Consider the following 26,829-nt stretch of genomic DNA (forward strand, 5'->3'; position numbering starts at 1 on the left):
TGTTTTTAAATGAGTATTTTTGCACTTTTGCACCCATTCAGCCCGAGTTTTGCCCCCTTTTGGCGCATTCGCCAGGCAAAACTGCCGTTCATCGTCTACGCCATTTGCAGCTATCGTTAACAAAATTGGCTAAGCCTTGTCATTGTCGCCGGATATTCCCTACAATCGCAGGCTATGTCAGCCGAATGAAACTGAGGAACGCATGAGTACGGCCAAACACAGTAAGTTACTCATTCTGGGCTCTGGCCCAGCGGGTTATACCGCAGCCGTTTATGCTGCACGCGCCAACCTGAACCCCGTATTGATCACGGGTCTGGAAAAAGGCGGACAGCTGACCACGACCACTGAAGTGGAAAACTGGCCGGGCGACCCGCACGATCTGACAGGTCCATCGCTGATGGAGCGCATGCACGAGCATGCCGAAAAATTCAATACTGAGATCATTTTTGATCACATCCACACGGTGGATCTGCAGAATCGTCCGTTCCGCCTCACTGGCGATAGCGGCGAATACACAGCAGATGCGCTTATCATCGCAACGGGTGCGTCGGCACGTTATCTGGGCCTGCCATCTGAAGAGGCGTTCAAAGGCAAAGGCGTTTCTGCCTGCGCAACCTGTGACGGCTTTTTCTATCGCAATCAGAAAGTCGCGGTGATTGGCGGTGGCAACACGGCCGTTGAAGAAGCACTTTATCTGGCGAACATTGCCGCTGAAGTGCACCTGATTCACCGTCGTGACAGCTTCCGCGCTGAGAAGATCCTGATTGACCGCCTGATGGAAAAAGTGCGTAACGGCAATATCGTGCTGCACACTCATCGCACGCTTGAAGAAGTGGTAGGCGATCAGATGGGCGTGACAGGTCTGACGCTGCGTTCTACCCAGAACAGTGATGAGACGGAAGCACTGGAAGTGGCGGGTCTGTTTGTTGCTATCGGGCACAGCCCGAATACGGCCATCTTTGAAGGTCAGCTGGCGCTGGAGAACGGATACATCAAAGTTCAGTCCGGTTTACACGGCAACGCCACCCAGACCAGCATCCCTGGCGTTTTTGCAGCAGGTGATGTGATGGACCATATCTATCGTCAGGCGATTACCTCTGCGGGCACTGGCTGCATGGCTGCGTTAGACGCTGAGCGTTTTCTTGACGGGTTAGTTAAAAACGATCAGTAAGTTGTTAACCCTCTGATCTCAAATGTTCCAGGCGACGGTTTTTCCGTCGCCTTTTTTATTGCTCTCATGCTAGATTCTTGCGCCTGAAGAGATGGAAATGTCTTTCCATTTTCCCCCATCATCGACATTTATCATGGTCTCGCATGGACAAATCGCGGCAGCAGCATCTTACCCGCTGGCTTCGTCAGCAACGTCGTTTCGCCGGTCGCTGGTTGCGACTCAACACGCTGCTCGGCACGGCGAGTGCACTGCTGATCATTGTCCAGGCCGGTTTGCTGGCCTCGCTGCTTCAGGCACTGATTATTGATCAACAGCCGCGCGAAACGCTGACGGTCAGCATCCTGCTGTTACTGCTCTGCTTTGTGCTCCGTGCCCTGATTAACTACGCCCGCGAACTGACCGGTTACCGTGCCGGGCAGGCTATCCGTCAGGCTTTACGACAGCAGGTTCTTGACCGGTTATCTGATCTCGGCCCGGCGTGGATTCAGGGAAGGCCAGCCGGTAGCTGGGCAACGCTGTTGCTGGAACAGATCGAAGAGATGCAGGAGTATTACGCCCGCTATCTGCCGCAGATGACACTGGCAGTCGTGATCCCCTGCTGCATTCTGCTGACCATTTTCCCGTTGAACTGGACGGCAGGTCTGATTCTTTTTGCCACCGCGCCGTTGATACCGCTGTTTATGGCGCTGGCTGGAATGGGTGCTGCCGAGGCCAACCGCCGAAACTTTCTGGTACTGGCTCGCCTGAGCGGGAATTTTCTGGACCGCCTGCGCGGCAGAGAGACGCTGCGACTGTTTCATCGTGGTGAAGCAGAGCAGCAGGCCGTTGCCGCCGCCACCACCGATTTTCGCCAGCGCACCATGGAAGTGCTGCGCCTCGCCTTTCTCTCCTCCGCCGTACTGGAGTTTTTTGCCTCGTTAGCGATTGCCGTGGTGGCCGTCTATTTTGGTTTCTCCTATCTGGGCGAATTGCATTTCGGTGATTATGGCCAGGGCGTGACGCTGTTTGCCGGCTTCCTGGTGCTGATCCTCGCTCCGGAGTTTTTCCAGCCACTGCGCGATCTCGGTGCGTTCTATCACGCCAAAGCGCAGGCGGTGGGTGGTGCCGATGCGCTTGAAGCCTTTATGCAGGCGACGCCCGACGCCGCGCCGCAGAGAGGCCAGCGCCCTTTCACTACCGATCACGCAATCGCGCTAAGCGCTGACGATCTCTGTGTCTGCGCACCTGATGGCCAGGTGCTGTGTGGCCCTCTAACTTTTACCATTGCTGCGGGTGAGCAGATTGCGCTGGTCGGTCAAAGCGGGGCGGGTAAAACGGCACTGATGAACGCTCTGCTCGGGTTTCTGCCCTATCAGGGCTCGCTGAAAGCCAATGGCGTCGAACTGCGCGATATACGCCGGAGCGACTGGCATCAGCAACTGAGTTGGGTAGGACAGAATCCTCAATTACCGGCCAGCACCTTGCGCGACAACATCCTGATGAATGCCGCCTGGGACAGCGAGCGCTTTGCAGCACTGCTGGAAGCGTGCGGCATCAATGAGTTCCTGCCGCGTCTGCCCTTAGGCATTGAGACCCCGCCTGGCGATGGCGGTCATCAGCTGTCGGTGGGCCAGGCGCAACGGGTCGCGGTTGCACGTGCACTCTATAAAACCTCACATTTTTTGCTGCTTGATGAACCGGCCGCCAGCCTGGATGCACTCAGCGAACGCCATGTGATGCTGGCGCTGAACGAGGCGGCAGATCGGCAGACCACACTGATGATTACTCATCAGATCGATACGCTGAGCCGCTGGCAGACCCTCTGGGTGATGGAAGCGGGTAAGCTGGTCCAGCAGGGTAACTGGCAGCAGCTGTCACAACAGCCAGGTGCCTTTAGCGAGATGCTGAAGCATCGCCAACAGGAGATCCGCTGATGTCCGCCTTGCGTCCTTTTCTTCGTCTCTGGTTGCGCCACCCTTTTCGCCTGACGCTGGGCATCGTGCTGGCGATTGTTACCCTGCTGGCCAGCATTGGCCTGCTGACGCTCTCTGGCTGGTTTCTGGCCGCCTCCTCAGTGGCCGGTGTCGCGGGTCTCTATACCTTCAACTACATGCTGCCTGCGGCGGGCGTCCGTGGCGCAGCCATCATTCGCACCGCCGCACGCTATGCTGAACGGCTGGTCAGCCACGATGCAACGTTCAGGGTGCTTCAGCATCTGCGTGTCCATACGTTCAGCCGTCTGATGGCCCTTTCTCCCGGCCAGCTCTCGCGATTCCGGCAGGCGGACTTGCTCAACCGCTTTGTGGCTGATGTCGATACGCTGGATCATCTCTATCTGCGCGTCATCTCGCCACTGCTTGGCGCTTTTATCGTGAGTGTCGTGGTGTCATTCGGGATGAGTTTTATCAATTTTCATCTGGCACTGACGCTGGGCGGCATCATGTTGAGTACGCTGGTACTGATGCCAGCCCTGTTTTATCGTCTGGGATCGCCGGCAGGTGTTGCCATTGCCCAGGGCCGTGCCCGCTGGCGTTTACAACTGCTGCAGTGGCTGGCGGCTCAGGCTGAACTGACATTGTACGGTGCCTCGCAGGGATGGCGACAGCAACTCGATGAAGATGAACAGCGCTGGCAGCAGGCACAAAGTCAACAACAACGCTTACAGGCCGCCGCACAGAGTCAGCTGCTGCTGATCAGCGGTGTAACGGTCACACTGCTGCTCTGGCTGAGTGCCGCCACCATCAGCGAACAGCAGTTACCCGGTTCGCTGATTGCGCTGGTGGTGTTTTGCGCCCTGGCCGCCTTTGAAGCGCTGGCACCGGTAGCAGGCGCCTTCCTGCCTATGTCACAGGTGATAAACGCCGCTCAGAGAGTCAATGACATTATCGACCAGTCTCCTGCGATCACTTTCCCGGCACATTCCGAGGCCCGACCGGGACCTCTTTCGATCGGGATCGATCAGCTCGACTTCAGCTATCCCGACCGTCCGGATAAGGTGCTAAACCGTTGTACTCTCTCGGTAGCAGCCGGTGAGCATATTGCGCTGCTGGGGCCGACCGGCTGCGGAAAATCAACATTGCTGGCGCTGTTAACCCGTGGCTGGGAGAGCCAGCATGGCGTTATCCGTTTAAATGATCGGCCGATTCGCGAATGGTCAGAACCCGCGTTGCGCCAGCGCATCAGCGTGGTAACGCAGCGGGTTCACCTCTTCAGCCAGAGCCTGCGCGATAATTTACTGCTGGCCTGCCCTGATGCCAGTGATGAGCAGTTAACTCGCGCACTCAACGACGTCGGCCTGCAGCGCCTGCTTGAAAATCAGGAAGGCCTGAACGCCTGGATGGGGGAAGGCGGTCGCCCGCTGTCAGGCGGCGAACTGCGGCGGCTGGCGCTGGCGCGCGCATTATTACACGATGGCGATCTCTGGCTGCTGGATGAACCTACTGAAGGGCTGGATGCCACTACCGAGCAGCATATTCTGACGCTGCTCCAGCAGTTGACCGCCGGGAAGACGATGATCATGGTCACGCATCGTCTCAGCGGCCTGGAGCTGATGGATCGCATCTGCGTAATGGATAATGGTGCCATTGTTGAACAGGGTAGCCATGCGGAATTAATCTCAAAAGCGGGCCGCTACTGGCGTTTCCGGCAGCGGATTGCGTTATAGTCATAGCGAAATGCTGATGAGTAACGCAACGCGATGAGACTGGTACAACTGTCACGGGAATCTCTGCAATTTCCCCCACCTGAAATGGCACTTCGTGAGCCAAATGGCTTACTGGCTATGGGTGGGGATCTCTCCCCTGCCCGGCTGCTAAGTGCTTATCAGTGCGGCATTTTTCCATGGTTTTCCCCCGGCGATCCCATCCTCTGGTGGTCACCCGATCCCCGAGCAGTCCTGTTGCCCGAGCAGTTTCACCTGAGTCGTAGCATGAAACGCTTTCACAGCCGTTCACCTTATCGGGTAACGATGAACGAGTCATTCGACGAGGTGATCGAGGGCTGCGCTACCGGTCGCGAAGAAGGCACCTGGATTACTTTTGAAATGAAGCGCGCCTGGTTGCGATTGTATGAGCTGGGCCATGCCCACTCCATTGAAGTGTGGGATGAACATCAGCTGGTGGGTGGCATGTACGGGCTGGCGATGGGGCAAATCTTCTGCGGCGAATCGATGTTCAGCCGTCAGCAGAATGCCTCTAAAACCGCACTTTGGGTATTTTGTCAGCATTTTATCCGACATCAGGGCCGTCTGGTGGATTGCCAGGTGCTTAATCCCCACACCGCGTCATTAGGCGCGCAGGAAATCCCGCGCGCTGATTATCTGCAATATGTACAAAGCCTTGCCAGTCAGCCGGTCAGCGATGGATGCTGGCAGACACAAACGCTTTTTTAGTGCTACTGAGATGTTTTGCACACATAAAGGCGCATAAGTGGTATAATAGTCGAGTTTGGTATGTCGTCCGCGCTTCGCAATAACGAGCCGGAATTGCCAGGCTGGGAATCTCAACGCACTCTCGGAACTGTTTTCAATCGTGCGCGTGTTACCGGTTGATACAGATTCTTAGCCCGCTAATCCCCTGCAGACGCCACCATAAACACCCTAATTTTACCGGATGCACGTAACTGACGTGCACCCCGGCAAAGCGTTGGCAAAATCGCCGACGGTTCTTTACATAAATCGTTGAATTGGGCATTATCTTGCCGGTTCAACTGAAAGGTAGTACACCCAGAGGATTCGATGGCCAAAGAAGACAATATTGAAATGCAAGGTACCGTACTGGATACGTTACCTAACACCATGTTCCGCGTAGAACTTGAGAACGGACACGTGGTCACTGCTCACATCTCCGGTAAAATGCGCAAAAACTACATCCGCATCCTGACGGGTGACAAAGTGACCGTTGAGTTGACCCCGTACGACCTGAGCAAAGGCCGCATTGTCTTCCGTAGTCGCTAATTTGCAGTAACTTCATCGCTCTGCATGTTGAAGCGATAAAAAAAGGCCGGATATTCATATCCGGCCTTTTTCACATCTGCAGCAAGTGATTAGTGCACAGTGCCTTCGGTTTTGCGTTTCTCAGCACTCAGGAAGTGATAGGTCAGTTCACCTTTCTCACGATCCAGCGCAACAGATACTGAGCCACCATCCACCAGCGAACCAAACAGCAGTTCATTGGCTAACGGTTTCTTCAGGCTGTCCTGCACGGTGCGCGCCATCGGACGTGCGCCCATCGCTTTGTCATAGCCCTTCTCAGCCAGCCAGTCGCGCGCTTCATCACTGACTTCCAGCGACACACCTTTCGCATCCAGCTGCGCCTGCAACTCGACAATAAATTTGTCGACCACCTGATGGATCACCTCTGGTGACAGGTGACTGAACCAGATGATGTTGTCGAGACGGTTACGGAACTCTGGCGTAAAGATCTTTTTGATCTCTTCCATCGCATCGGTGCTGTTGTCCTGATGAATCAGGCCAATCGACTTACGTTCCGTCTCACGCACACCGGCGTTGGTGGTCATCACCAGCACCACGTTGCGGAAGTCCGCTTTGCGACCGTTGTTATCTGTCAGCATGCCGTTATCCATCACCTGCAGCAGCAGGTTGAAGACATCCGGGTGCGCTTTCTCGATCTCATCCAGTAACACCACCGCATGTGGATGCTTGATCACCGCATCCGTCAGAAGACCGCCCTGATCAAAACCGACGTAGCCCGGAGGTGCACCAATCAGACGACTGACGGTGTGACGCTCCATGTACTCGGACATATCAAAACGCAGCAGCTCAATACCCAGCGCTTTCGCCAGCTGCACAGTCACTTCCGTTTTACCCACACCGGTTGGCCCGGCAAACAGGAAGGAACCAACTGGCTTGCGATCCTGACCCAGACCGGCGCGGCTCATTTTGATCGCTTCCGTCAGCACCTCAATGGCTTTGTCCTGTCCAAACACCAGCATCTTGAGCCGTTCGCCCAGATTTCTCAGTGTATCGCGATCGGTTGCTGACACACTTTGTTCAGGAATACGGGCAATGCGGGCCACCACAGTTTCAATGTCAGAAACATTGATGGTTTTCTTACGTTTGCTGGCAGGCATCAGGCGCGCACGCGCACCCGCTTCATCAATCACGTCAATCGCCTTGTCAGGCAGATGACGGTCGTTGATATATTTCACTGCCAGTTCCACCGCTGCACGCACCGCTTTCGCGGTATACCGCACATCATGGTGGGCTTCATACTTGGTCTTCAGGCCGCTCAGGATCTGCACGGTTTCTTCAACAGAAGGCTCAGTGATATCGATCTTCTGGAAACGACGCGCCAGAGCACGATCTTTTTCGAAGATGTTGCTGAATTCCTGATACGTGGTAGACCCCATTACCCGAATCTTACCGCCAGAAAGTAACGGTTTAATCAGGTTCGCTGCGTCTACCTGGCCACCTGATGCCGCACCCGCACCAATGATGGTATGGATCTCATCAATAAACAGAATGCTGTGTTCGTCCTGCTCCAGCTGTTTCAGTAGCGCTTTGAAGCGTTTCTCAAAGTCACCACGATATTTGGTGCCTGCCAGCAGTGAACCAATATCCAGCGAGTAGATAGTGCAATCTTTCATCACTTCCGGTACATCGCCCTGCTCGATACGCCAGGCGAGACCTTCTGCGATAGCCGTTTTACCGACACCGGATTCCCCCACCAGCAGCGGGTTGTTTTTACGGCGACGGCACAGCACCTGAATAGTACGTTCCAGCTCTCTGTCGCGACCAATCAGTGGATCAATCCCACCGACGCGAGCAAGCTGATTAAGATTGGTGGTGAAGTTTTCCATACGATCCTCCCCGCCTGCTTGCTCTTCGTTAACCGGGTTTTCAGCGCCTGGCGCCTGGCCCGGTTCGTCTTTGCGCGTACCGTGAGAGATGAAATTCACCACATCAAGGCGGCTGACTTCATGTTTGCGTAACAGATAGGCCGCTTGCGACTCCTGCTCGCTGAAGATGGCGACCAGCACATTCGCCCCGGTGACTTCACTGCGACCGGATGACTGGACATGGAAAACCGCGCGCTGCAGAACGCGCTGGAAGCTGAGCGTTGGTTGAGTATCACGCTCCTCCTCACTGGCAGGCAGCACCGGTGTGGTTTGTTCGATGAAGGCTTCGAGTTCCTGCCGCAGAGCCACCATGTCCACCGTACAGGCTTCCAGTGCCTCTCTGGCCGACGGGTTACTGAGCAATGCCAGTAACAGATGCTCGACGGTCATAAACTCATGACGGTGCTCACGCGCTCTGGCGAAAGCCATATTTAAACTGAGTTCCAGTTCTTGATTGAGCATTAGGCACCTCCCCCAATTATCGCCCTTACCTGTTTCCTATATGGAGACGGGCTCAGGCTTTTTCCAGCGTACACAGCAACGGATGATGGTTTTCCCGCGCATAATTGTTCACCTGGGCCGCTTTTGTTTCGGCGACTTCTGCAGTAAATACACCACAGATCGCCTTGCCGTGATAGTGAACTTTCAACATCAGCTGCGTTGCACGTTCAACATCATAAGAAAAGAACTTTTGCACGACGTCAATAACAAATTCCATAGGTGTATAATCGTCATTATTCAGAATGACTTTATACATAGAAGGCGGCTTTAACCCTTCACGTACTTTGTCTTCGGCCAGATGTTCAAAGTTAAGCCAGTCGTTTGTGTTTGCCATAGTGTTCCGTTGAGATTTTGCTTTTAGCCTTTAAGTGGCTACATGTTGAGAGTTTAACATGCCTGTCAAGCTGCGGGCCGCTGCTGAAAATTTATTCAGAAATAACCTTGCGCGACCTGCATCACAAAATTTGCAATAGCGTTAACTGCCTCAAATTTTGATGATTTTTTCCCCATCCGGCCCGGTGGTTTGCTTGACGCCAGCGGCGCTTTCTCTACATTCTACCTGCACAGGCTGATTGAGTTTTAATCAAATCCGACTCACAGCTTCAAAGACCTCACCTACTTATAAAATGTCTTGCGAGGGAAGTAAAAGCATGGAGACGGGCACCGTTAAATGGTTCAATAATTCCAAAGGCTTTGGCTTTATCTGTCCGGTTGGTGGTGGCGAAGATATTTTTGCGCACTACTCCACCATTCAGATGGAAGGCTACCGAACGCTAAAGGCAGGCCAGCAGGTTCAGTTCGATGTGCATGAAGGTCCGAAAGGCAATCACGCCAGCCTCATCGTGCCGGTTGTTGAGGTACAGGCCGTGGCCTGATACTGAACCCACCTCTGTACAGAGCCCTAAAAATGCCAGCCAGTGCCGCTGGCATTTTTCATTTTTGACAGGCCATGTTTGACAGGCTTAGTCCGCCTGACCCTGCGCCAGCCCAATCACCCGGGCAAACATCTGCCGCATTAACGGCGGGATGGCTTCCGGCCCGCGTTCCGCCGCCGATGTCGCCACTGCGATCGCCAGTTCCGGCTTGGAGCTCTGGTGAATCGCTTTGGTAATAATACGCCTGGAACTCATCGGCGCGTTTAACGGCAGGTGCGCCATTTGATGATAAACATCCTGAAACCCCTGGTGATAGAGAAAGTTTTCCATATCCAGCGCGGGTAACTGCGTCAGAAAACGCGGCTCAGGATCACCCGGCTGTAACTGCGTGCGCGCCGTGCTGGCATATTTATTACCCGCCTGATCGCCATCTGTCAGCACGTGCCAGGCGATCCCCATGCGTCGGGCAAATTTCAGCAGCGGCTTCAGGCCCGATTGCGCAAACTCAATCACTTTCACCCCTTCCGCCGCGAAGTTGTAACCACACTGCTGCGCCAGCTCATTCATAATCCAGACCTCGGTTTCACCTTCGACCAGCAGCCAGCAACGGGCAAACAGGGCCGCCGGTCGATTGACGCGAATATGAAAGCCGATACGCCGACTCTCTTCGGCACTCAGACCTTCCGGACCGATGCGCCAGGCTGCTACGCGTGAGGACTGACGCACCAGACGGCAGACGTTTTCTACCGGCACCTGCGACAGCAGTTCAGCTGAATTGGTCGTGACGATTTTCTGTAGCGGCAGCAGCTTCAGCAGGTTCCAGGCCACGGACAGCATAATCGGATGCAGGCGGGTTTCCGGATCTTCAATCAGCAGCAGCGGCCGCGCACCGGCAGCTAGCGGAACGTCGCCTCGTGCTTCGATCAACAGGGTAAACATCTGCAGCAAAATCAGCTGACGGCTGCGGGAGTCAGTTCCGGCAATCAGCTGATTCAGATGATCCAGCGCCCGCCATCCCTGCACCCCATCGCGCATCTGCGGATCCCGTGACCGGGCCTCACTGCCTGCGCCAGGCGGTTGCACCAGAAAATAGTGCTGCATCAATTGCTGCATCGTCTTGAGGCCCTGTCTCAGCACCTCATCGCTGAGTTGCTGAGGATGTTGCTCCAGATCGCGCGCCAGCGTCTCCATGCCCGCCAGCAGCTCAGGATGGGGACCGGTCACGGGCGCACGGTTCCGCGTTCGCTTGCTGAAACGCGCGTCGCGCAACCGCAATACCGGATAACGCGTCAGCAACAGGTCGATTGCGTCCGCACAGTTCTGCTCAGGCAACAGCTGGGTATTCACGTCAACGAAACGGCGACGGGTGTCGATGCCGTCGTCACGCCAGGTAGCGCTGACGCTGTAATAAAGCCGACGCTGGCCCTGCGCATCACGCTGCCAGAAAGTCGAGAGCACCGCATCCGGATCGCTTCCGTCATCCCGAAAGTGGAAAACCACCGAAATACGACGCATCGGATCAGTCACGTCACCCGGTGTAAAATGGAAATCCGCCTCAGTAAAAACATAGGCCGGCTCATGAGGAGAGAGCAGCAGGCTCATGACATCCAGCAGGCTGGATTTACCCCAGGCATTCTCACCAATCAGCAGAGTGGTGTGCGTTAAAGGCAGTGAGAGCTTATTGATACCGCGGAAGCCGCGAATGTCGATATGTTCCAGAATCATAGGCGTCCATCCTCAGTTTATAGACAGCATGGTTGCCGCCCGCGCGCCGGTCAAGCCGCTTTATCAGGGTTTACTCCGTTACGCTTTTTCGCTAGCGTGTGACCTCTTCTCCCAGGGATGGCAATGATATGTACTCCGGACTTCTGATTATTCTGCTGCCGCTTATCGCAGGCTGGCTGTTACCCTTCCGTAAAACCGCCACCCTGCGTCGGGTAAATCAACTGCTGGGCTGGATGGTTTACGTCATTCTGTTCTTTATGGGCATCAGCCTGGCCTTTCTCGACAACCTGAGCAGCAATCTGCTGGCCGTTTTTCATACGGCTCTGGTGGCGGCGTTCTGCATTCTGCTGTGCAATGTACTGGCGTTGCGCGGGCTGGAGAAATATGCACCGTGGCAGCATGCGCACCGGCAGGAGAAGCTTCCCTCGCGGCTGCATATGGCACTGGACTCGCTGAAGCTATGTGGCGTGGTTGTCATCGGTTTTCTGCTAGGTCTGACCCAGTGGTCACTGCTGCACCACGCCTCGACGGCCAGTGAATATGCGCTGATCTTCCTGCTGTTCCTCGTGGGGATTCAGCTGCGCGGCAGTGGAATGACTCTGCGTCAGATTATCCTGAACCGTCGCGGTCTGCTGGTTGCCAGTGTGGTGCTGGTCAGCGCGCTGGCAGGTGGCATGATCGCGGCATTACTGCTGGGTGTTCCGCTAAAAACCGGTCTGGCGCTAGCCAGCGGCTTTGGCTGGTACTCTCTCTCTGGCATATTGATGACCGAAGCTTTTGGCCCGGTCATTGGCAGCGCCGCCTTCTTCAACGATCTGGTGCGTGAACTGGTCGCAATCATGCTGATCCCCGCGCTGATTGGCCGTCATCGTTCCAGCGCGCTGGGGCTGTGCGGTGCCACCTCAATGGACTTTACCCTGCCGGTACTGCAGCGGGCGGGCGGCAACGAGATTGTCCCTGCCGCTATTGTGCACGGTTTTGTGATGAGCCTGCTGGCCCCGATTCTGATCGCCCTCTTCTCTGCCTGAATTCGGTCTGAGATGTGCTGAGCTCTGCCAGCGCATTTTTTCACGCCTGCTTTTCTGCCGTGTCGTCTACGCTTCTTTTTTCGATTCTGGTCACGTCACTCTTCATGGCGGGCCGACAAAGGAGAAGATCATGAAACAAACCGTGGCGGCGCTGGTCGCCAAAACGCTGGAAAGCGCGGGCGTAAAACGCATCTGGGGCGTCACCGGAGATTCCCTTAACGGCCTGAGCGATAGCCTGAATCGCATGGGCACTATTGAATGGATGCCGACACGCCATGAAGAGGTCGCCGCCTTTGCGGCGGGTGCGGAAGCGCACATCAGCGGCGAACTGGCGGTCTGCGCCGGCTCCTGCGGACCAGGCAACTTACACCTCATCAACGGCTTGTTCGACTGCCATCGTAACCGCGTCCCGGTGCTGGCGATTGCGGCACACATTCCCTCCAGCGAAATCGGCAGCGGTTATTTCCAGGAAACTCATCCCCAGGAGCTGTTCCGCGAATGCAGCCACTACTGCGAGCTGGTCTCGAATCCTGAGCAGTTACCGCAGGTGCTGGGCATTGCGATGCGCAAAGCCATTCTCAATCGCGGTGTTTCAGTTGTAGTGCTGCCGGGTGATATCGCCCTGAAACTGGCGCCAGAAAGCGCCCGCACTGAGTGGTATCCACCGCAGTTGCCGCAGGTCCTGCCTCAGCCAGCCGAACTGACCCGGCTGGCACAGACGCTCAACGACGCCTCTGACATCACGCTGCTGTGCGGCAGTGGCTGTGCCGGTGCGCATCAGGAGGTGGTGGCGCTGGCAGAAGCGCTTAAAGCGCCAATTGTGCATGCGCTGCGTGGCAAAGAACACATCGAATATGACAACCCTTATGATGTTGGCATGACCGGTCTGATCGGTTTCTCATCCGGCTTCCACGCCATGATGAATGCCGGGACGCTGATATTGCTGGGCACACAATTCCCCTATCGCGCATTCTATCCGGAAAACGCGAAGATCATTCAGATTGACATCAACCCGGGCAGCCTGGGATCGCATTGTCATGTCGATGAAGCGTATGTCGGCGATGTGAAAAGCACGCTGCAGGCGCTGCTACCGCAACTGACGACCAAAAGCGATCGCAAACATCTCGACAGTGCGGTTAAACACTATGGCGAGGCGCGCAAAAGTCTCGACGAACTGGCGCAGCCCAACGACAAACAGCCAATTCATCCGCAATATCTGGCACAGCAGATCAGTCACTACGCCAGCGATGACGCTATTTTTACCTGCGATGTCGGCACCCCAACCGTGTGGGCGGCGCGCTATCTGAAGATGAACGGCCGACGTCGCCTGCTGGGTTCGTTTAACCACGGCTCGATGGCGAATGCGATGCCACAGGCGCTGGGTGCGCAGTCGATCGATCGCAATCGTCAGGTTGTCGCGCTGTGCGGCGACGGCGGCTTCAGCATGCTGATGGGTGATTTTATCTCGCTGGCGCAGCTGAAAATGCCGGTGAAACTGGTGATTTTCAACAACAGCGTGCTGGGCTTTGTGGCGATGGAGATGAAAGCGGGCGGCTATCTTACCGACGGCACCGAGCTGGAAAATCCTGACTTTGCCGCTATCGCCCAGGCCTGTGGCATCCGGGGTATCCGGGTGGAAAAGGCCTCAGAACTCAATGGTGCGCTGGAGCAGGCATTTGCCCACGATGGCCCGGTACTGGTGGATGTGATTACCGCCAAAGAGGAGCTGGCAATGCCGCCGCAGATCAAAATGGAGCAGGCCAAAGGCTTCAGTCTCTACATGCTGCGCGCCATCATGAATGGTCGTGGTGACGAGGTTGTAGAACTGGCGAAAACCAACTGGCTACGGTAAAACAGAGGTTCCATCCAGGCGGGCGCGATGCCCGCCTTTTTTTTCTCTTCCGCCACATCCAGGAGCATAAGGTGATCGATTTACGCAGTGATACCGTGACCCGGCCCAGCGCCGCCATGCTAAACGCGATGATGTCTGCCGAAACAGGCGATGATGTCTACCGTGACGATCCCACCGTCAATGCGCTGGAAGCAGAAGCCGCACGATTAAGCGGCAAAGCAGCAGCGCTGTTTTTCCCTAGCGGCACTCAGGCAAATCTGGTGGCATTGCTCAGCCACTGCGAACGCGGCGATGAATATATCGTCGGTCAGCAGGCGCATAACTACAAGTATGAAGCAGGTGGCGCGGCGGTGCTGGGGAGCATTCAGCCGCAACCGGTGCTGGCCGCCGACGATGGCACTCTGCCGCTCGACGTGGTGGCGGCTGCCATCAAGCCGGATGATATTCACTTTGCCCGCACCCGCCTGCTGAGTCTGGAAAACACCCATCATGGTAAAGTCCTGCCGCTGGCGTATCTGGAACAGGCGTGGACTTTTACCCGTGAGCATAAGCTGGCGCTGCACATTGATGGCGCACGTATTTTCAATGCGGTGGTGGCGCAAAAAACCACGCTGGCTGCGATGGCCCGCTATTGCGACACCCTGACCATCTGTCTCTCAAAAGGCCTGGGCACACCGGTGGGTTCACTGCTATGTGGCGATACAGCCCTGATTGAGCGCGCCCGTCGCTGGCGTAAAATGACCGGTGGCGGCATGCGTCAGGCCGGTATTCTCGCGGCGGCAGGTCTCTACGCATTGGAACACAACGTGACGCGACTCCAGGAGGATCATGACAATGCTGCCTGGCTGGGACAGCAGCTGCATGAGCTGGGCGTGAGCGTTATCGATCAACAGACCAACATGCTGTTTGTGGCGGTGCCGGAAGCTCAGGTCAAACCATTAGGCGAGTGGATGAAAGCGCGCGACGTGTTAATCAGCGTGGGGACACGTACCCGGCTGGTCACCCATCTGGATACTGATCGTGCGGCACTGGAGCAGGTTGTCGCCCACTGGAAAGCGTTTCTGCAACAGTAATCCGCTATTCCGCCGCGCCATACTTCTCCAGTAGCGCGGCCGCTATCGCGGCGGTTTCGGCATCGGGCTGACCGCGATAATCCGCAGGCCGGAAGTGCATCTGAAACGCGGCAATCACTTTCTGCTGCTCACGCGCACTCATCTCCGCCGTCGCCGCATAACCGAAGCGCTGCAGGTTTTCCATGAGTGGCTGCACCGGCACCTGTGCGTGTGGATCCTGACCCGCTAAATAAAACTGCACCCGTCCGGCATCAGGCCATGCGCCCAGTCCGCGCTGCGCCAGCTGGTGCCACGGAAAAAGTGGACCCGGATCCTGCTTGCGCTGCGGCGCGATATCGCTGTGACCGACAATGTTTTCCGGTGGGATGCCGTAGCGCTGTGCAATATCACGCACCAGGGCCTCCAGCGTGATGATCTGCGCGGCGGTAAAGGGCTGCCATTCAAGACCGGTCAGGGTGCGGCGATATCCCCGGTTCACCAGCTCAATGCCAATCGAGGTGTCGTTGATGCGACTGGCTCCGCGCCAGAAACTGGGCCCGGCATGCCAGGCAAGTTGCTGCTCCGGCACCAGCTGCCAGACAATGCCTTTGCCGGCGCGCTGAGGCGGCTGACGGGGGATCAGATAATGGACGCTGACCTCCCGATCGGTGAGGGTCGCCAGCGACGAAGAAAAATCTTCGGCGGTATAGTGGATGACAATCACCTTAACCCGCGGTCGCGCCCCCTGCGCGGGATGCCGCAGATCGGCCCAGTAGCCGTCACGGGATTCTATCCCGGAGTGGCAGCCCGCCAGCAGCAGTGCCAGTATCAGCAACAGCCCGCGTTTCAACGAATGATCACTGCCGTGCCGCTGACGCTGACCATCAGCATGCTGCCATCTTTGCCGACCGTTTCGTAATCGATATCAATACCGACCACCGCGTTGGCACCCAGCGCTTTTGCCTGTTCTTCCAGCTCTTCAAACGCAATCTCGCGTGCTTTACGCAGCTCTTTCTCATACGCGCCGGAACGGCCGCCGACCACATCACGGATGCCCGCAAAAAAATCACGGAAAATGTTCGCGCCAAGAATCGCTTCGCCAGTGACCACACCACAATATTCACCGATGCTGTGGCCTTCCAGCGTCGGGGTTGTTGAAAATTTCATCGCATTCTCCTTGTTGAAATCAGGCTAAGGCTCTTTCGACTAAAAAGCACAGCTATACTCTATGCTAAAAAGGGCACCTTGCCAGAGAACCATAAGGAAATCGAGATGAGAAACAACGCGTTTGCGCTAATGATCCCGGCAGCCCTGCTGCTTAGCGCCTGTACCACCGTTGAGCCAGTCATTAAGGATAATGGCCCGCGAACCGCCCCCTGCATTGAAGGCGGTCCTGACCAGGTTGCCCAACAATTTTATGATCTGCGTGTTGAACAGCCCACGCAGGGTCTGCCTGACAGCAACACACTGGCAAAATATCGCCCTTACCTGAGTGATGCGCTTTACCACTCCCTGCAGGCGGCCAGCGGCAGCAATGCCGGTGCACAGTGGCGGAACGGTGATCTTTTCTCCAGCCTGTCACAGGGCCCGACAGCCGCCAGCGTTGCTGATGCATCTACTATTCCAAACCGTGATGCACGCAACATCCCGCTGCGGGTAAAACTGAGCCGCGACGGAAAGGAGTGGCAGGATGAAGTGCTGATGATTCATCAGGGCACTTGCTGGGTCGTTGACGACGTGCGCTACATGGCGAACCCTGTGCATGCCGAGGGTGGAAGCCTGAGCCAGATGCTTGAAAAGTCAAAAAAATAACCTGATATTTTAGCGGTATGAAAAGCGCAGCCACCTCAGGTGACTGCGCTTTTTTATTGCCGCAGCCTGCCCCACGGCATCGGGCTGGCGCCAGACACTGCATGATATTGTGCTAAGCTTTTGCTGTTTACCTGTTGTTTTACAAATTTTAACCCACCTTATTTGCATAACTATTCTGGTGACGTTAAAATCCGCGACACTAATAGCTATTCAAATCTGGCGCATGAGTATTCAACTAAACGCAATAAACTGCTTCTACGGTGCTCATCAGGCGCTGTTCGACATCAACCTTGAGTGTCCGCAAGGCGAAACCCTGGTACTGCTTGGCCCAAGCGGTGCGGGCAAGAGTTCGCTGCTGCGGGTTCTTAACCTGCTGGAGCAGCCTCGTTCAGGTCAGTTGCAGATTGCCGGCAATCAGTTCGACTTCACTCAGAAACCCTCTGACGCCGCGATTCGCGAACTGCGCCAGAACGTCGGTATGGTGTTCCAGCAATATAATCTCTGGCCGCATCTCACCGTGCTGCAGAATCTGATTGAAGCGCCCTGCCGGGTGCTGGGCCTCAGCAAAAGTGAAGCGCGTGCCCGCGCCGACAAGCTGCTTGATCGTCTGCGCCTCACGCCTTACAGCGATCGCTTCCCGCTGCACCTCTCTGGTGGTCAGCAGCAGCGTGTGGCGATTGCCCGCGCCCTGATGATGGAACCGCAGGTGCTCCTGTTCGATGAGCCAACGGCCGCGCTGGACCCTGAAATTACCGCACAGATTGTCAGTATCATTCGCGAACTGGCGCAGACCCGCATTACCCAGGTGATTGTGACCCATGAAGTGGAAGTGGCACGTAAAACGGCCAGCCGCGTTGTTTACATGGAGAACGGTCGCATTGTGGAACAGGGCGACGCCAGCCGCTTTACACAGCCGCAAACCGACGCGTTTGCTCACTATCTTTCGCACTAAGTCAGGATGCTAAAAATGAAAAAAATGGTACTTGCTGCACTGCTTGCCGGTTTTAGCCTGAGCGCTACCGCGGCACAGACAATTCGTTTTGCGACCGAAGCCTCTTATCCTCCTTTTGAGTATGTGGATGCAGATAACAAGATTCAGGGCTTTGATGTTGATCTGGCTAACGCACTGTGTAAAGAGATCGACGCGACCTGCACCTTCACTAACCAGGCGTTCGACAGCCTGATCCCAAGCCTGAAATTCCGTCGCTTTGATGCGGTGATGGCGGGCATGGATATCACGCCGGATCGTGAAAAGCAGGTCCTGTTCACCAAGCCTTACTACGACAACTCGGCACTGTTTGTGGCCCAGAAAGGTAAAGTCGCCAGTGTTGAAGCGTTGAAAGGCAAGCGCGTTGGCGTCCAGAATGGCACCACACATCAGAAATACCTGACGGATAAACACAGCGACATCACCATCGTTCCTTACGACAGCTATCAGAACGCGGTGCTGGATCTGAAAAATGGCCGCATTGATGCCGTATTTGGTGACACCGCCGTGGTTAACGAGTGGCTGAAGCAGAATGCTGCGCTGGCTGCCGTCGGCGATAAAGTTACAGATAAAGCCTACTTTGGTACTGGCCTGGGTATTGCGGTTCGCACCGGTAACACCGAGCTGCAGACCAAATTCAATGGCGCGCTGGATAAAATCAAAGCGGATGGTACCTACAAGACCATCTACAGCAAATGGTTCCAGCAGTAATCTCCGATGAATGAAATGATGACCCTCGCAAGCGCCGCCGGGATGACCGTCGGCCTTGCTGTTTGTGCTCTCATCGCTGGCCTGGTGCTGGCGATGATTTTCGCTGGCTGGGAGTCACTGCGCCTGAGACCACTGGCGTGGATTGGCACCGGCCTGGTGACGCTGATCCGTGGCCTGCCGGAAATTCTGGTGGTGCTGTTTATCTATTTTGGCGCATCACAGCTGCTGCTCACTCTCTCTGATGGTTTCACGCTGAACTTCGGACTGTTTACGCTGCCGGTTCAGATGCAGATTGAGAACTTTGATGTCAGTCCTTTCCTGTGTGGTGTGATTGCGCTGGCGATGCTCTATGCCGCCTACGCCTCACAGACGCTGCGTGGCGCACTTAAAGCGGTGCCTGTTGGTCAGTGGGAATCGGGACAGGCGCTGGGCATGAAAAAATCGGCCATATTTCTGCGGCTGATTATGCCCCAGATGTGGCGTCACGCCCTGCCCGGTCTGGGCAATCAGTGGCTGGTGCTGCTAAAAGATACCGCACTGGTCTCGCTGATCAGCGTCAACGATCTGATGCTGCAAACCAAAAGTATTGCTACCCGAACGCAGGAGCCCTTTACCTGGTTCCTGGTGGCGGCCGCGATCTACCTGGTGATTACGCTGTTCAGCCAGGCGGTGTTACGCCGCATTGAACTGCGCACGACCCGCTTTGAACGGGGGAACAGCTGATGCTGGCCTATCTGCCTGAACTTCTGAAAGGGCTGCACACCAGCCTGACGCTGACGGCGGCCTCGCTGGTGGTGGCACTGCTGCTTGCACTGATCTTCACCGTGGTGCTGTCGCTGAAAACGCCGGTGTTTAATCCGCTGGTGAAGGGCTTTATCACACTGTTTACCGGCACGCCGCTGCTGGTACAGATCTTCCTGATCTACTACGGTCCGGGACAGTTTCCGTCGATCCAGCAGATCCCCTGGCTGTGGCATCTCCTGTCGCAGCCGTGGCTGTGCGCGATGCTGGCGCTGTCGCTGAACAGCGCGGCTTACACCACGCAACTGTTTTACGGTGCGGTCCGGGCGATTCCTTCCGGACAGTGGCAATCGTGCGCGGCACTTGGCATGGGTCGCAAAGACACCCTGCGCATCCTGCTGCCCTATGCATTTAAACGCGCCCTCTCCTCTTACTCCAATGAAGTGGTGCTGGTGTTTAAAGGCACCTCGCTGGCCTACACCATCACTCTGATGGAAGTCATGGGCCACGGCCAGTTGCTCTATGGCCGCACCTACGACATCACAGTCTATGCCGCGGCAGGTCTGATTTATCTCTGCGTTAACGGTTTACTGACGCTGATGATGCGACTGATCGAAAGACGCGCGCTGGCATTTGAGCGGCGTAACTGAATTCCGGGCGAGGCCTCTCGCCCTTTCCGCCTGAAAAATCACCCTAATTGCATAAAAATTCATTTTATGGCAGGGTATTGCCCTCTCTGGCTGACCACATCACAGGAATCATAAAATGAAAAAATGGATTATTGCCGCTGCGCTGGCAACGCTTACGATCAACGCGCAGGCCGCGGAAAAGATCCGCTTCGCCGCCTCAGCAACCTATCCACCGTTTGAAACGCTGGATCGGGAAAATAATCTGGTGGGGTTTGATATCGATCTGGCCAAAGCGCTGTGTCAGCAGATGAAAGCAGAGTGCACTTTTACCAACAACGCCTTCGACAGCCTGATTCCGTCACTGAAGTTTCGCCGCTATGACGCCGTCATTTCCGGCATGGATATCACCGCTGAGCGTAGCAAGCAGGTCGATTTTACCCAGCCTTATTACGCTAACTCCGCCATTGTGATCGCGCAGAAGGGCAAGTTCAGTAGCTTCAGCGATCTGAAAGACAAACGCATCGGCGTTGAAAACGGCACCACTCACCAGAAGTTCCTGCAGGATAAGCATCCGGAAGTGAAAGTAGTGGCGTATGACAGCTATCAGAATGCGATTCTGGATATGAAGAATGGCCGACTGGATGGCGTGTTTGGCGACAGCGCGGTGGTGAATCAGTGGCTGAAAACCAATCCCGATCTCGCTACGGTCGGTGAACATGTGACGGATGCAGACTACTTTGGCACCGGCCTCGGCATTGCGGTGCGGAAAGGTAATACCGCGCTGCGCGATCAGTTCAATCAGGCGCTGACCGAACTGAAAGCCAACGGCAGCTGGCAGCAGCTTAATCATAAGTGGTTCCCGGAGTAACTCCGGGAATTTCACCGGACTCCGTGGTGACGGCGGGTTAACAGCGTCAGCACTTCAAAATGGGCGGTATGCGGGAACATATCGAACAGCTGAACCTTCGTGACCTCATACGCGCTCAGCCGGGCAATGTCCTGCACCATGGTCTGCGGATTACAGCTTGAATAGAGCAGATAATCCGGGGCCATCTGGCTGAGATAATCACACAACGCCTCTCCAATCCCCCGGCGCGGCGGGTTCACCAGCACCAGCTGCGGTACGGCATCGCGTCCGGTCGCAAACGACGTAGAATCCAGCGCCGCAAACTGCACTTTCTCCAGTCCCAGCATCTCAGCGGAACGTTGGGCGCATTTAATCGCCTCAGCGCTAATCTCGATGCCGGTCAGTTCCATCTCGGGTGTCGCGCAATGCAAGCCAAAACCGCCTACGCCACAGAAGAGATCCCACATACTGTTAACCGGCAGCGCACGCACCCAGTCGCGTGCGGTGGCATAGAGTGCACTGGCAACCTGCGGGTTGGTCTGAAAGAAGCTCTGCGGGCGGATCCACAGCGGCACGCCGTTGAAGTTCTCTGCCAGCGACTGCGCGGGAGTCAGCGCAATCTCTTCTTCTCCTTCCAGAATCGCCATATGCACCGGCTGAATATTGGCAGAGATCACCGCCAGCTGCGGCAACTGCTGTTGCAGCCAGGGCAATGCCGCACGCAGCTGTTCCAGTTTAGCGGTTGAGCGCAGGACAAAACGGAGCATGATGCCGCCCTGCTGACTCTCAGTAATCAGCAGGAATTTCAGTTCGCCGCGTTTACGTGCCACGTTATAGGGCGTCAGGCCGGCACGGGCAATAAAGGGTTTTAGCGCCGTAAACACCGGCTGGAAGCTGGCGGGATAGAGCGGACAGTCGCACAGATCGACAGCCTCGCCATCACGATGGATAAGACCCAGCACCGGACGCTCAACACTGCCGCTGACCACCATTTTGGCTTTGTTACGGAATGCCTGTTGTGGTGAGGTTACCGGCGGCAGCCAGGCTGTAACCGGCTGCTCAGCCAGTAACTGCTCAAGCATCGACTGCTTGTCGCTCAGCTGAATGGGATAGGGTTTTTCCAGCCACTGACAGGAGCGGCAACGATTAGCGTCATAAAGCGCGCAGTGCATGGTAAAGCCTTAACGATGGGGTCGGGCGGAGCGCGATTGTATCATCGCTTCCTGAAAAAAGCGCGGCTGCTGGCAGGCAGAAACAGCAGCATCAACACCAGCAGGTCGGGAATTTTCTGCGACAGCGTATGGTGGATTATCTGGACATTATTGTCGCCATCAATGCTGAAAATTTCCGGGTAGATTCCCCCCAGCGAAGCGAACAGCATATAGATCAGCACAATCACCTGTGTCGCCACATAGCCCCAGCGTCCACGGTTACTGCCGCGCATCAGAATAAAGGCGCAGCGCAGTTCGAACAGGAAGATCAGCTGGCTGGCGATAAAGATGAGTGTCGAGTCCCAGGACTGGGCGCTGCGGTGCACAAAGTTGGCGAGTTCGCTGTAACCCAGCTCGTTTGCCAGCATCAGAACGCTCAGGCAGCGGGTCGCGATAATAGCAATGCCCGCAACCGTCACCGGAACCGGTGCGCCTGAGAGCGTAGCGCTGCTTTTGAAGATGTCTGACATAGTCCGTGACTCCACCTGATCGAAAAACGGGCCGGTTAAACCGGCCCGTTTATATAGTGGCAAAACTCAGGGATTTCAGCCACGTTTAGCTTTCTGAATATCGCTTAAACGCTGTTTTTCTTCGTGCGCCATAAATCGCCAGGCGATAAAACCGACTAAACCGACCACAAACAGGATCAATGAAGCCAGCGCATTGATCTCCGGGTTAACGCCGCGTCGTACGGTGGCGAAAATCGCCATCGGCAATGTTGTCGCGCCCGGTCCGGTCACGAAGCTGGCAATCACCAGATCGTCGAGCGACAGGGTAAACGCCAGCAGCCAGCCGGTGACAATCGCTGGCGCAATCATTGGCACGGTAATCACGAAAAAGACCTTAAGTGGCGTGGCACCTAAATCCATCGCAGCCTCTTCAATTGAGCGGTCCAGCTCACGCAGACGCGAGTTAATCACCACCGCCACATAGGCGGTACAGAAGGTGACGTGTGCCAGCCAGATGGTCAGCATGCCGCGTTCGCTCGGCCAGCCAAACGCGTTACCCATTGCGACGAACAGCAGCAGCAGTGACAGGCCGGTGATCACATCGGGCATCACCAGCGGCGCGGTCAGCATAAACGCAAAACCGTTGTGTCCCCGGAAGCGACCAAAGCGAACGATAATCACTGCTGCCAGCGTGCCCAACACCACCGCCATCGTGGCAGAAAGTCCGGCGATGCTCAGACTCAGCACCACCGCGTCGATCATCGCGCTGTCCTGGAACAACACCCTGTACCAGTGGAACGAGAAGCTGTCCCACACCGTCACGAGCGGGGAGCTGTTGAAGGAGTAAACTACCAGCAGCAGCATCGGCGCATAAAGGAACAGGAAGCAGCAGGCCAGAATAGCGGTACGCCATGGCGAGCGAATAGTTGGCAAATTATTCATGCCTTCTCTCCCATTTCACGGTTTTGATGCTTATGGAACCAGATGATCGGCAGAATCAGGATCAGCAGAATGATCACCGCCAGCGCGGAAGCCACCGGCCAGTCGCGGTTGTTAAAGAACTCCTGCCACAGGATACGGCCGATCATGATGCTGTCCGGGCCGCCCAGCAGTTCAGGAATCACGTACTCCCCTACTGCCGGGATAAAGACCAGCATCGATCCGGCGATGATGCCGCCTTTGGTCAGCGGCACAATCACGCTGAAAAAGGTCTTCAGCGGACGCGCACCCAGGTCCAGTGAGGCTTCCACCAGCGAGTAGTCGATACGGGTCAGCGCGGTGTAGATCGGCAGCACCATAAACGGCAGATAGCAGTAAACGATACCGATATAGACCGCGGTATTGGTGTAGAGGATCACCAGCGGATGATCGATTACGCCCAGCCACAGCAGGAAGCGGTTCAGAATGCCGTTGTTGTTCAGCAAGCCCATCCAGGCGTAAACGCGAACCAGAAACGAGGTCCACGACGGCAGAATGACCAGCAGCAACAGAATGGTGCGCATCGATGGCTTGCTATGCGCCACGGCCCAGGCGAGTGGATAGCCAATCAGCAGACAGATGACCGTGGAGATCGCCGCTACTTTCAATGACTGCAGATAGGCGTCGATGTAGAGCGGATCGTCAGTCAGCGTCAGGTAGTTGCCGAAATTGAGCACAATGCTGAACTGGTCATCTGCCCAGCTCACCAGCTCGGTGTAAGGGGGAATCGCTCGCGCTATGTCTGCGAAGCTAATCTTCAGCACCGTCAGAAACGGCAGCAGGAATAACAGCACCAGCCAGACATAAGGCAGTGCGATCACCAGCTTGCGGCCATGCTGCATTTTTACCCGCGTGGCCCAGCGTTGCAGCGGCGTGCCGACCAGTCGGGCAGGCGCTTTGGCGCGTTGGAAAATCTGGCTCATAGCCGCTCCTTAAACCGTCAACACCACGCAGCTGTCGCTTTCCCAGCAGAGGCGGACTTCATCGCCCCAGGTTGGCAACCCTTTGCGGTAGCGATGCGCGTTTTGCAACTGTGCGCTAATCATCTGTCCACTGTGCAGACGGACATGGAAAATAGAGAGGTCGCCGAGATAAGCGATGTGAACCACTTCTCCCACCGCAAAGTTATAGCCATCGGCGGGTACTTCATCGCACAGCATGACTTTTTCAGGACGCAGCGCCACATGCACCGGCACGTTATCGACCACAGAGACATCGGAATCGACTTTCAGCGGATGCATCAGGCCGGGACTGTCGATCACCAGGCCATCCGCCTGACGTTCACGCAGTAACCCTTCGAAGACGTTAACCGAACCGATAAACTCCGCGCTGTAACGGCTGGTCGGATGCTCATAGATCTCTTCCGGCTCGCCAATCTGCACAAATTTACCGCGATTCATAATCGCAATGCGCCCCGCCATGGTCATCGCCTCTTCCTGGTCGTGCGTCACCATCACGCAGGTCGCGCCAACGCGCTCCAGAATATCGACCACTTCCAGCTGCATCCTGTCGCGCAGTTTCTTGTCCAGAGCACCCATTGGCTCATCCAGCAGCAGCAGTTTTGGGCGTTTCGCCAGGCTGCGGGCCAGTGCCACGCGCTGACGCTGACCACCGGAGAGCTGATGCGGTTTGCGTTTCGCAAACTCCTGCATGTGCACCAGCGCCAGCATTTCGGCGACCCGACTGTTTATCTCCCCTTTCGGCAGCCGGTCCTGCTTCAGACCAAAGGCGATATTCTGCTCCACCGTCATGTGCGGAAATAGCGCGTAGGACTGGAACATCATGTTAATCGGGCGCTGATAGGGAGCAACGTGCGACAGATCCTGTCCATCCAGCACAATCTGGCCGCTGGTGGGCGGCTCGAAACCGGCCAGCATGCGCAGCAGCGTGGATTTGCCACAGCCCGATGCACCCAGCAGGGCAAAGATCTCACCTTTATAGATAGTCAGGCTGACATCATCCACGGCGTGCTGGCCGTCAAAGGATTTGGTCAGATTGCGAATTTCCAGCAGCGGCGTTAACGCTTTTGCGGTTTTATTTTGAGGACGGGGAATGGCATCATTCACAAAGGGTTCTCTCCGGAGCCAGGCGGAACATTGCGGCAAAATTTGCCGCTAAAAATGGCACAACAGAGGCCGGTATTGCGCCTCTGTTGCTGATGCGTGACAGGTCAATCCGTTAAGGACGAACTACTTACCACTTTTTACTTTAGTCCATGCACGCGTACGCACACGATCCAGTTTCGGATCCTGGACTTTCAGCACGAACAATTTCGACATCGCTTCAGGTGTCGGGAAGATACCTGGATTGTTACGGACATCAGCATTGATCAGCGGCAGCGACGCTTTGTTGCCGTTGGCGTAGTTCATTTTGTTAGAGACATCGGCGATCACTTTCGGATCCATGATGTAGTTCAGCCAGGCGTAAGCACCGTCGAGGTTTTTCGCATCTTTCGGGATCGCCATCATATCGAAGAAGGCCAGTGCGCCCTCTTTCGGTACGCTGTAGCCCAGGTGCACGCCATTTTTCGCGGCATCAGCACGGTTTTTCGCCTGCAGAATATCGCCCGACCAGCCGATGGCGACACAGATGTTACCGTTAGCCAGATCGTTGATGTACTGCGACGAATGGAAGTAGCGGATATTCGGACGCAGTTTCAGCAGCAGGTCAGTAGCCGCGCCGGAATAGTCTTTAGCATCAGAGGAATTCGGATCTTTGCCCAGATAGTTCAGTACCGTGGCGAAAATCTCTTCCGGTGCATCCAGGAAGGAAACGCCACAGCTTTTCAGTTTCTCCAGGTTTTCTGGCTTCAGCACCAGATCCCAGCTGTTGACTGGCGCATCGGCGCCCAGTGCGGCTTTAACTTTATCGATGTTATAGCCAATACCCGTGGTGCCCCACAGATATGGAATGGCATATTTGTTACCCGGATCGTGTTGCGCCACTTTTTCCATCAGTGCCGGATCGAGGTTTTTATAGTTAGGCAGTTTGCTCTTATCCAGCGGCTGGAATACCCCGGACTGCAGCTGACGCGCCAGGAAACTGGAAGATGGCACCACAACATCGTAGCCGGTACTGCCCGCCATCAGTTTGCCTTCCAGCACTTCGTTGGAGTCAAACACATCGTAGACCACTTTGATGCCGGACTGCTTTTCAAAGTTCGGCACGGTATCTGGCGAAATATAATCGGACCAGTTGTAGACGTGCAGCGTTTTATCTTCCGCCATGCTGCTGGCCGACGCGGCCATCAGCGCAGCAGCTACCACAGCTGACAGCCATTTCTGACGTGAGTTGAACATATTTTTCCATCCTCCTGAGCGGGTCATTACAACGCTGCAAATCAGAGATCCCTGCATTGCGTTCCGGACAAAACGTCAGTGACACAATGAATCATTATTCAGCGGGAGTTTAATAGCAAAAAC

General features: G+C 55.8%; 26 protein-coding genes. 15 read left to right on the plus strand and 11 right to left on the minus strand.

Annotated features, from left to right (window positions below; translation table 11 throughout):
- Positions 1–202 precede the first annotated feature (202 nt).
- The 5 genes from trxB to infA all read left to right on the plus strand — a co-directional run bounded on the left by trxB (position 203) and on the right by infA (position 6,104).
- Positions 203–1,171, plus strand: coding sequence for a thioredoxin-disulfide reductase (trxB, locus tag IAI47_RS12920; protein WP_003849329.1), 969 nt, complete (start codon positions 203–205; stop codon positions 1,169–1,171).
- Between the two features lie 143 nt (positions 1,172–1,314).
- A complete protein-coding gene (gene cydD / locus IAI47_RS12925; RefSeq protein ID WP_008925839.1) occupies positions 1,315–3,084 on the plus strand; it encodes a cysteine/glutathione ABC transporter permease/ATP-binding protein CydD in 1,770 nt (589 codons plus the stop codon).
- On the plus strand, positions 3,084–4,814 hold the full coding sequence (cydC, locus tag IAI47_RS12930) for a cysteine/glutathione ABC transporter ATP-binding protein/permease CydC (protein WP_008925838.1): 1,731 nt from the start codon (positions 3,084–3,086) through the stop codon (positions 4,812–4,814). Before cydD ends, cydC begins: the two co-directional genes overlap by 1 nt.
- A gap of 33 nt (positions 4,815–4,847) precedes the next feature.
- Positions 4,848–5,540, plus strand: coding sequence for a leucyl/phenylalanyl-tRNA--protein transferase (gene aat, locus IAI47_RS12935; RefSeq protein WP_008925837.1), 693 nt, complete (start codon positions 4,848–4,850; stop codon positions 5,538–5,540).
- A 345-nt stretch (positions 5,541–5,885) separates the two neighbouring features.
- A complete protein-coding gene (gene infA / locus IAI47_RS12940; protein WP_002211347.1) occupies positions 5,886–6,104 on the plus strand; it encodes a translation initiation factor IF-1 in 219 nt (72 codons plus the stop codon).
- A gap of 89 nt (positions 6,105–6,193) precedes the next feature.
- Here the strand turns inward: infA and clpA are convergent, their stop codons facing one another.
- Both clpA and clpS read right to left on the minus strand, forming a co-directional pair.
- Complete coding sequence (clpA, locus tag IAI47_RS12945) at positions 6,194–8,470, minus strand: ATP-dependent Clp protease ATP-binding subunit ClpA (RefSeq protein WP_008925836.1); 2,277 nt, start codon at positions 8,468–8,470, stop codon at positions 6,194–6,196.
- Positions 8,471–8,522: 52 nt separating this feature from the next.
- On the minus strand, positions 8,523–8,843 hold the full coding sequence (gene clpS, locus IAI47_RS12950) for an ATP-dependent Clp protease adapter ClpS (protein ID WP_003849318.1): 321 nt from the start codon (positions 8,841–8,843) through the stop codon (positions 8,523–8,525).
- A gap of 316 nt (positions 8,844–9,159) precedes the next feature.
- On the opposite strand from clpS, the gene cspD reads away from it, so the two are divergent.
- A complete protein-coding gene (gene cspD / locus IAI47_RS12955) occupies positions 9,160–9,384 on the plus strand; it encodes a cold shock-like protein CspD (protein ID WP_003849316.1) in 225 nt (74 codons plus the stop codon).
- Positions 9,385–9,471: 87 nt separating this feature from the next.
- On the opposite strand, the gene IAI47_RS12960 is transcribed toward cspD, so the two are convergent.
- Positions 9,472–11,109: an ATP-dependent endonuclease gene (locus tag IAI47_RS12960; RefSeq protein ID WP_008925835.1), complete on the minus strand. Its 1,638-nt coding sequence runs from the start codon at positions 11,107–11,109 to the stop codon at positions 9,472–9,474.
- A 128-nt stretch (positions 11,110–11,237) separates the two neighbouring features.
- Here IAI47_RS12960 and IAI47_RS12965 point away from each other — a divergent pair, with 128 nt between their 5' ends.
- The 3 genes from IAI47_RS12965 to ltaE all read left to right on the plus strand — a co-directional run bounded on the left by IAI47_RS12965 (position 11,238) and on the right by ltaE (position 15,062).
- Entirely contained in the window at positions 11,238–12,137 is a 900-nt protein-coding gene (locus IAI47_RS12965; protein ID WP_003849311.1) for a lysine exporter LysO family protein, read from the plus strand.
- Between the two features lie 130 nt (positions 12,138–12,267).
- Positions 12,268–13,989 carry a ubiquinone-dependent pyruvate dehydrogenase gene (gene poxB / locus IAI47_RS12970; protein WP_003849309.1) on the plus strand — a complete coding sequence of 574 codons (1,722 nt, stop codon included), beginning with the start codon at positions 12,268–12,270 and terminating at the stop codon, positions 13,987–13,989.
- A gap of 71 nt (positions 13,990–14,060) precedes the next feature.
- Positions 14,061–15,062, plus strand: a complete 1,002-nt coding sequence (ltaE, locus tag IAI47_RS12975; protein ID WP_008925833.1) for a low-specificity L-threonine aldolase — start codon at positions 14,061–14,063, stop codon at positions 15,060–15,062.
- Positions 15,063–15,066: 4 nt separating this feature from the next.
- Here the strand turns inward: ltaE and IAI47_RS12980 are convergent, their stop codons facing one another.
- Complete coding sequence (locus IAI47_RS12980; protein ID WP_008925832.1) at positions 15,067–15,891, minus strand: N-acetylmuramoyl-L-alanine amidase; 825 nt, start codon at positions 15,889–15,891, stop codon at positions 15,067–15,069.
- Positions 15,888–16,208 (minus strand): heavy metal-binding domain-containing protein, encoded by a 321-nt coding sequence (locus IAI47_RS12985; RefSeq protein WP_008925831.1) that lies wholly within the window; start codon positions 16,206–16,208, stop codon positions 15,888–15,890. The genes IAI47_RS12980 and IAI47_RS12985 overlap by 4 nt, the downstream gene beginning before the upstream one ends.
- 105 nt (positions 16,209–16,313) lie before the next feature.
- On the opposite strand from IAI47_RS12985, the gene IAI47_RS12990 reads away from it, so the two are divergent.
- The 6 genes from IAI47_RS12990 (at position 16,314) to artJ (IAI47_RS13015) (ending at position 20,790) form a co-directional block, all read left to right on the plus strand.
- On the plus strand, positions 16,314–16,853 hold the full coding sequence (locus IAI47_RS12990) for a lipoprotein (RefSeq protein ID WP_003849298.1): 540 nt from the start codon (positions 16,314–16,316) through the stop codon (positions 16,851–16,853).
- Positions 16,854–17,076: 223 nt separating this feature from the next.
- On the plus strand, positions 17,077–17,805 hold the full coding sequence (artP, locus tag IAI47_RS12995; protein ID WP_008925830.1) for an arginine ABC transporter ATP-binding protein ArtP: 729 nt from the start codon (positions 17,077–17,079) through the stop codon (positions 17,803–17,805).
- Positions 17,806–17,820: 15 nt separating this feature from the next.
- The gene (artJ, locus tag IAI47_RS13000) at positions 17,821–18,552 is read left to right on the plus strand and encodes an arginine ABC transporter substrate-binding protein (protein ID WP_003849295.1); all 732 of its coding nucleotides are present in this window, start codon (positions 17,821–17,823) and stop codon (positions 18,550–18,552) included.
- 6 nt (positions 18,553–18,558) lie between these two features.
- Entirely contained in the window at positions 18,559–19,275 is a 717-nt protein-coding gene (artQ, locus tag IAI47_RS13005) for an arginine ABC transporter permease ArtQ (RefSeq protein ID WP_003849293.1), read from the plus strand.
- Positions 19,275–19,943, plus strand: a complete 669-nt coding sequence (artM, locus tag IAI47_RS13010) for an arginine ABC transporter permease ArtM (RefSeq protein WP_003849291.1) — start codon at positions 19,275–19,277, stop codon at positions 19,941–19,943. Before artQ ends, artM begins: the two co-directional genes overlap by 1 nt.
- A 115-nt stretch (positions 19,944–20,058) precedes the next feature.
- Positions 20,059–20,790, plus strand: a complete 732-nt coding sequence (gene artJ, locus IAI47_RS13015) for an arginine ABC transporter substrate-binding protein (protein WP_008925829.1) — start codon at positions 20,059–20,061, stop codon at positions 20,788–20,790.
- Between the two features lie 11 nt (positions 20,791–20,801).
- Here the strand turns inward: artJ (IAI47_RS13015) and rlmC are convergent, their stop codons facing one another.
- The 6 genes from rlmC to potF all read right to left on the minus strand — a co-directional run bounded on the left by rlmC (position 20,802) and on the right by potF (position 26,706).
- A complete protein-coding gene (gene rlmC / locus IAI47_RS13020; RefSeq protein ID WP_008925828.1) occupies positions 20,802–21,941 on the minus strand; it encodes a 23S rRNA (uracil(747)-C(5))-methyltransferase RlmC in 1,140 nt (379 codons plus the stop codon).
- Positions 21,942–21,982: 41 nt separating this feature from the next.
- The gene (locus IAI47_RS13025; protein ID WP_008925827.1) at positions 21,983–22,450 is read right to left on the minus strand and encodes a YbjO family protein; all 468 of its coding nucleotides are present in this window, start codon (positions 22,448–22,450) and stop codon (positions 21,983–21,985) included.
- Positions 22,451–22,525: 75 nt separating this feature from the next.
- Positions 22,526–23,371, minus strand: a complete 846-nt coding sequence (gene potI, locus IAI47_RS13030; RefSeq protein WP_003849285.1) for a putrescine ABC transporter permease PotI — start codon at positions 23,369–23,371, stop codon at positions 22,526–22,528.
- Positions 23,368–24,330, minus strand: coding sequence for a putrescine ABC transporter permease PotH (gene potH / locus IAI47_RS13035; RefSeq protein ID WP_003849283.1), 963 nt, complete (start codon positions 24,328–24,330; stop codon positions 23,368–23,370). Before potH ends, potI begins: the two co-directional genes overlap by 4 nt.
- Before the next feature lie 9 nt (positions 24,331–24,339).
- The gene (potG, locus tag IAI47_RS13040; protein ID WP_003849280.1) at positions 24,340–25,473 is read right to left on the minus strand and encodes a putrescine ABC transporter ATP-binding subunit PotG; all 1,134 of its coding nucleotides are present in this window, start codon (positions 25,471–25,473) and stop codon (positions 24,340–24,342) included.
- Positions 25,474–25,596: 123 nt separating this feature from the next.
- Positions 25,597–26,706 carry a spermidine/putrescine ABC transporter substrate-binding protein PotF gene (gene potF / locus IAI47_RS13045; protein ID WP_008925826.1) on the minus strand — a complete coding sequence of 370 codons (1,110 nt, stop codon included), beginning with the start codon at positions 26,704–26,706 and terminating at the stop codon, positions 25,597–25,599.
- Between the last annotated feature and the right edge of the window lie 123 nt (positions 26,707–26,829).

Origin of the sequence: Pantoea sp. MT58 (assembly GCF_014495885.1) — a bacterium.
GTDB classification, from domain to species: domain Bacteria; phylum Pseudomonadota; class Gammaproteobacteria; order Enterobacterales; family Enterobacteriaceae; genus Pantoea; species Pantoea eucalypti.

Bases quoted from the DNA above. Each gene is read 5' to 3' on its own strand.
- trxB (WP_003849329.1), top strand. From the start codon at position 203: ATGAGTACGGCCAAACACAGTAAGTTACTCATTCTGGGCTCTGGCCCA.
- cydD (WP_008925839.1), top strand. From the start codon at position 1,315: ATGGACAAATCGCGGCAGCAGCATCTTACCCGCTGGCTTCGTCAGCAA.
- cydC (WP_008925838.1), top strand. From the start codon at position 3,084: ATGTCCGCCTTGCGTCCTTTTCTTCGTCTCTGGTTGCGCCACCCTTTT.
- aat (WP_008925837.1), top strand. From the start codon at position 4,848: ATGAGACTGGTACAACTGTCACGGGAATCTCTGCAATTTCCCCCACCT.
- infA (WP_002211347.1), top strand. From the start codon at position 5,886: ATGGCCAAAGAAGACAATATTGAAATGCAAGGTACCGTACTGGATACG.
- clpA (WP_008925836.1), bottom strand. From the start codon at position 8,470: ATGCTCAATCAAGAACTGGAACTCAGTTTAAATATGGCTTTCGCCAGA.
- clpS (WP_003849318.1), bottom strand. From the start codon at position 8,843: ATGGCAAACACAAACGACTGGCTTAACTTTGAACATCTGGCCGAAGAC.
- cspD (WP_003849316.1), top strand. From the start codon at position 9,160: ATGGAGACGGGCACCGTTAAATGGTTCAATAATTCCAAAGGCTTTGGC.
- IAI47_RS12960 (WP_008925835.1), bottom strand. From the start codon at position 11,109: ATGATTCTGGAACATATCGACATTCGCGGCTTCCGCGGTATCAATAAG.
- IAI47_RS12965 (WP_003849311.1), top strand. From the start codon at position 11,238: ATGTACTCCGGACTTCTGATTATTCTGCTGCCGCTTATCGCAGGCTGG.
- poxB (WP_003849309.1), top strand. From the start codon at position 12,268: ATGAAACAAACCGTGGCGGCGCTGGTCGCCAAAACGCTGGAAAGCGCG.
- IAI47_RS12985 (WP_008925831.1), bottom strand. From the start codon at position 16,208: ATGAAATTTTCAACAACCCCGACGCTGGAAGGCCACAGCATCGGTGAA.
- IAI47_RS12990 (WP_003849298.1), top strand. From the start codon at position 16,314: ATGAGAAACAACGCGTTTGCGCTAATGATCCCGGCAGCCCTGCTGCTT.
- artP (WP_008925830.1), top strand. From the start codon at position 17,077: ATGAGTATTCAACTAAACGCAATAAACTGCTTCTACGGTGCTCATCAG.
- artJ (WP_003849295.1), top strand. From the start codon at position 17,821: ATGAAAAAAATGGTACTTGCTGCACTGCTTGCCGGTTTTAGCCTGAGC.
- artQ (WP_003849293.1), top strand. From the start codon at position 18,559: ATGAATGAAATGATGACCCTCGCAAGCGCCGCCGGGATGACCGTCGGC.
- artM (WP_003849291.1), top strand. From the start codon at position 19,275: ATGCTGGCCTATCTGCCTGAACTTCTGAAAGGGCTGCACACCAGCCTG.
- artJ (WP_008925829.1), top strand. From the start codon at position 20,059: ATGAAAAAATGGATTATTGCCGCTGCGCTGGCAACGCTTACGATCAAC.
- rlmC (WP_008925828.1), bottom strand. From the start codon at position 21,941: ATGCACTGCGCGCTTTATGACGCTAATCGTTGCCGCTCCTGTCAGTGG.
- IAI47_RS13025 (WP_008925827.1), bottom strand. From the start codon at position 22,450: ATGTCAGACATCTTCAAAAGCAGCGCTACGCTCTCAGGCGCACCGGTT.
- potI (WP_003849285.1), bottom strand. From the start codon at position 23,371: ATGAATAATTTGCCAACTATTCGCTCGCCATGGCGTACCGCTATTCTG.
- potH (WP_003849283.1), bottom strand. From the start codon at position 24,330: ATGAGCCAGATTTTCCAACGCGCCAAAGCGCCTGCCCGACTGGTCGGC.
- potF (WP_008925826.1), bottom strand. From the start codon at position 26,706: ATGTTCAACTCACGTCAGAAATGGCTGTCAGCTGTGGTAGCTGCTGCG.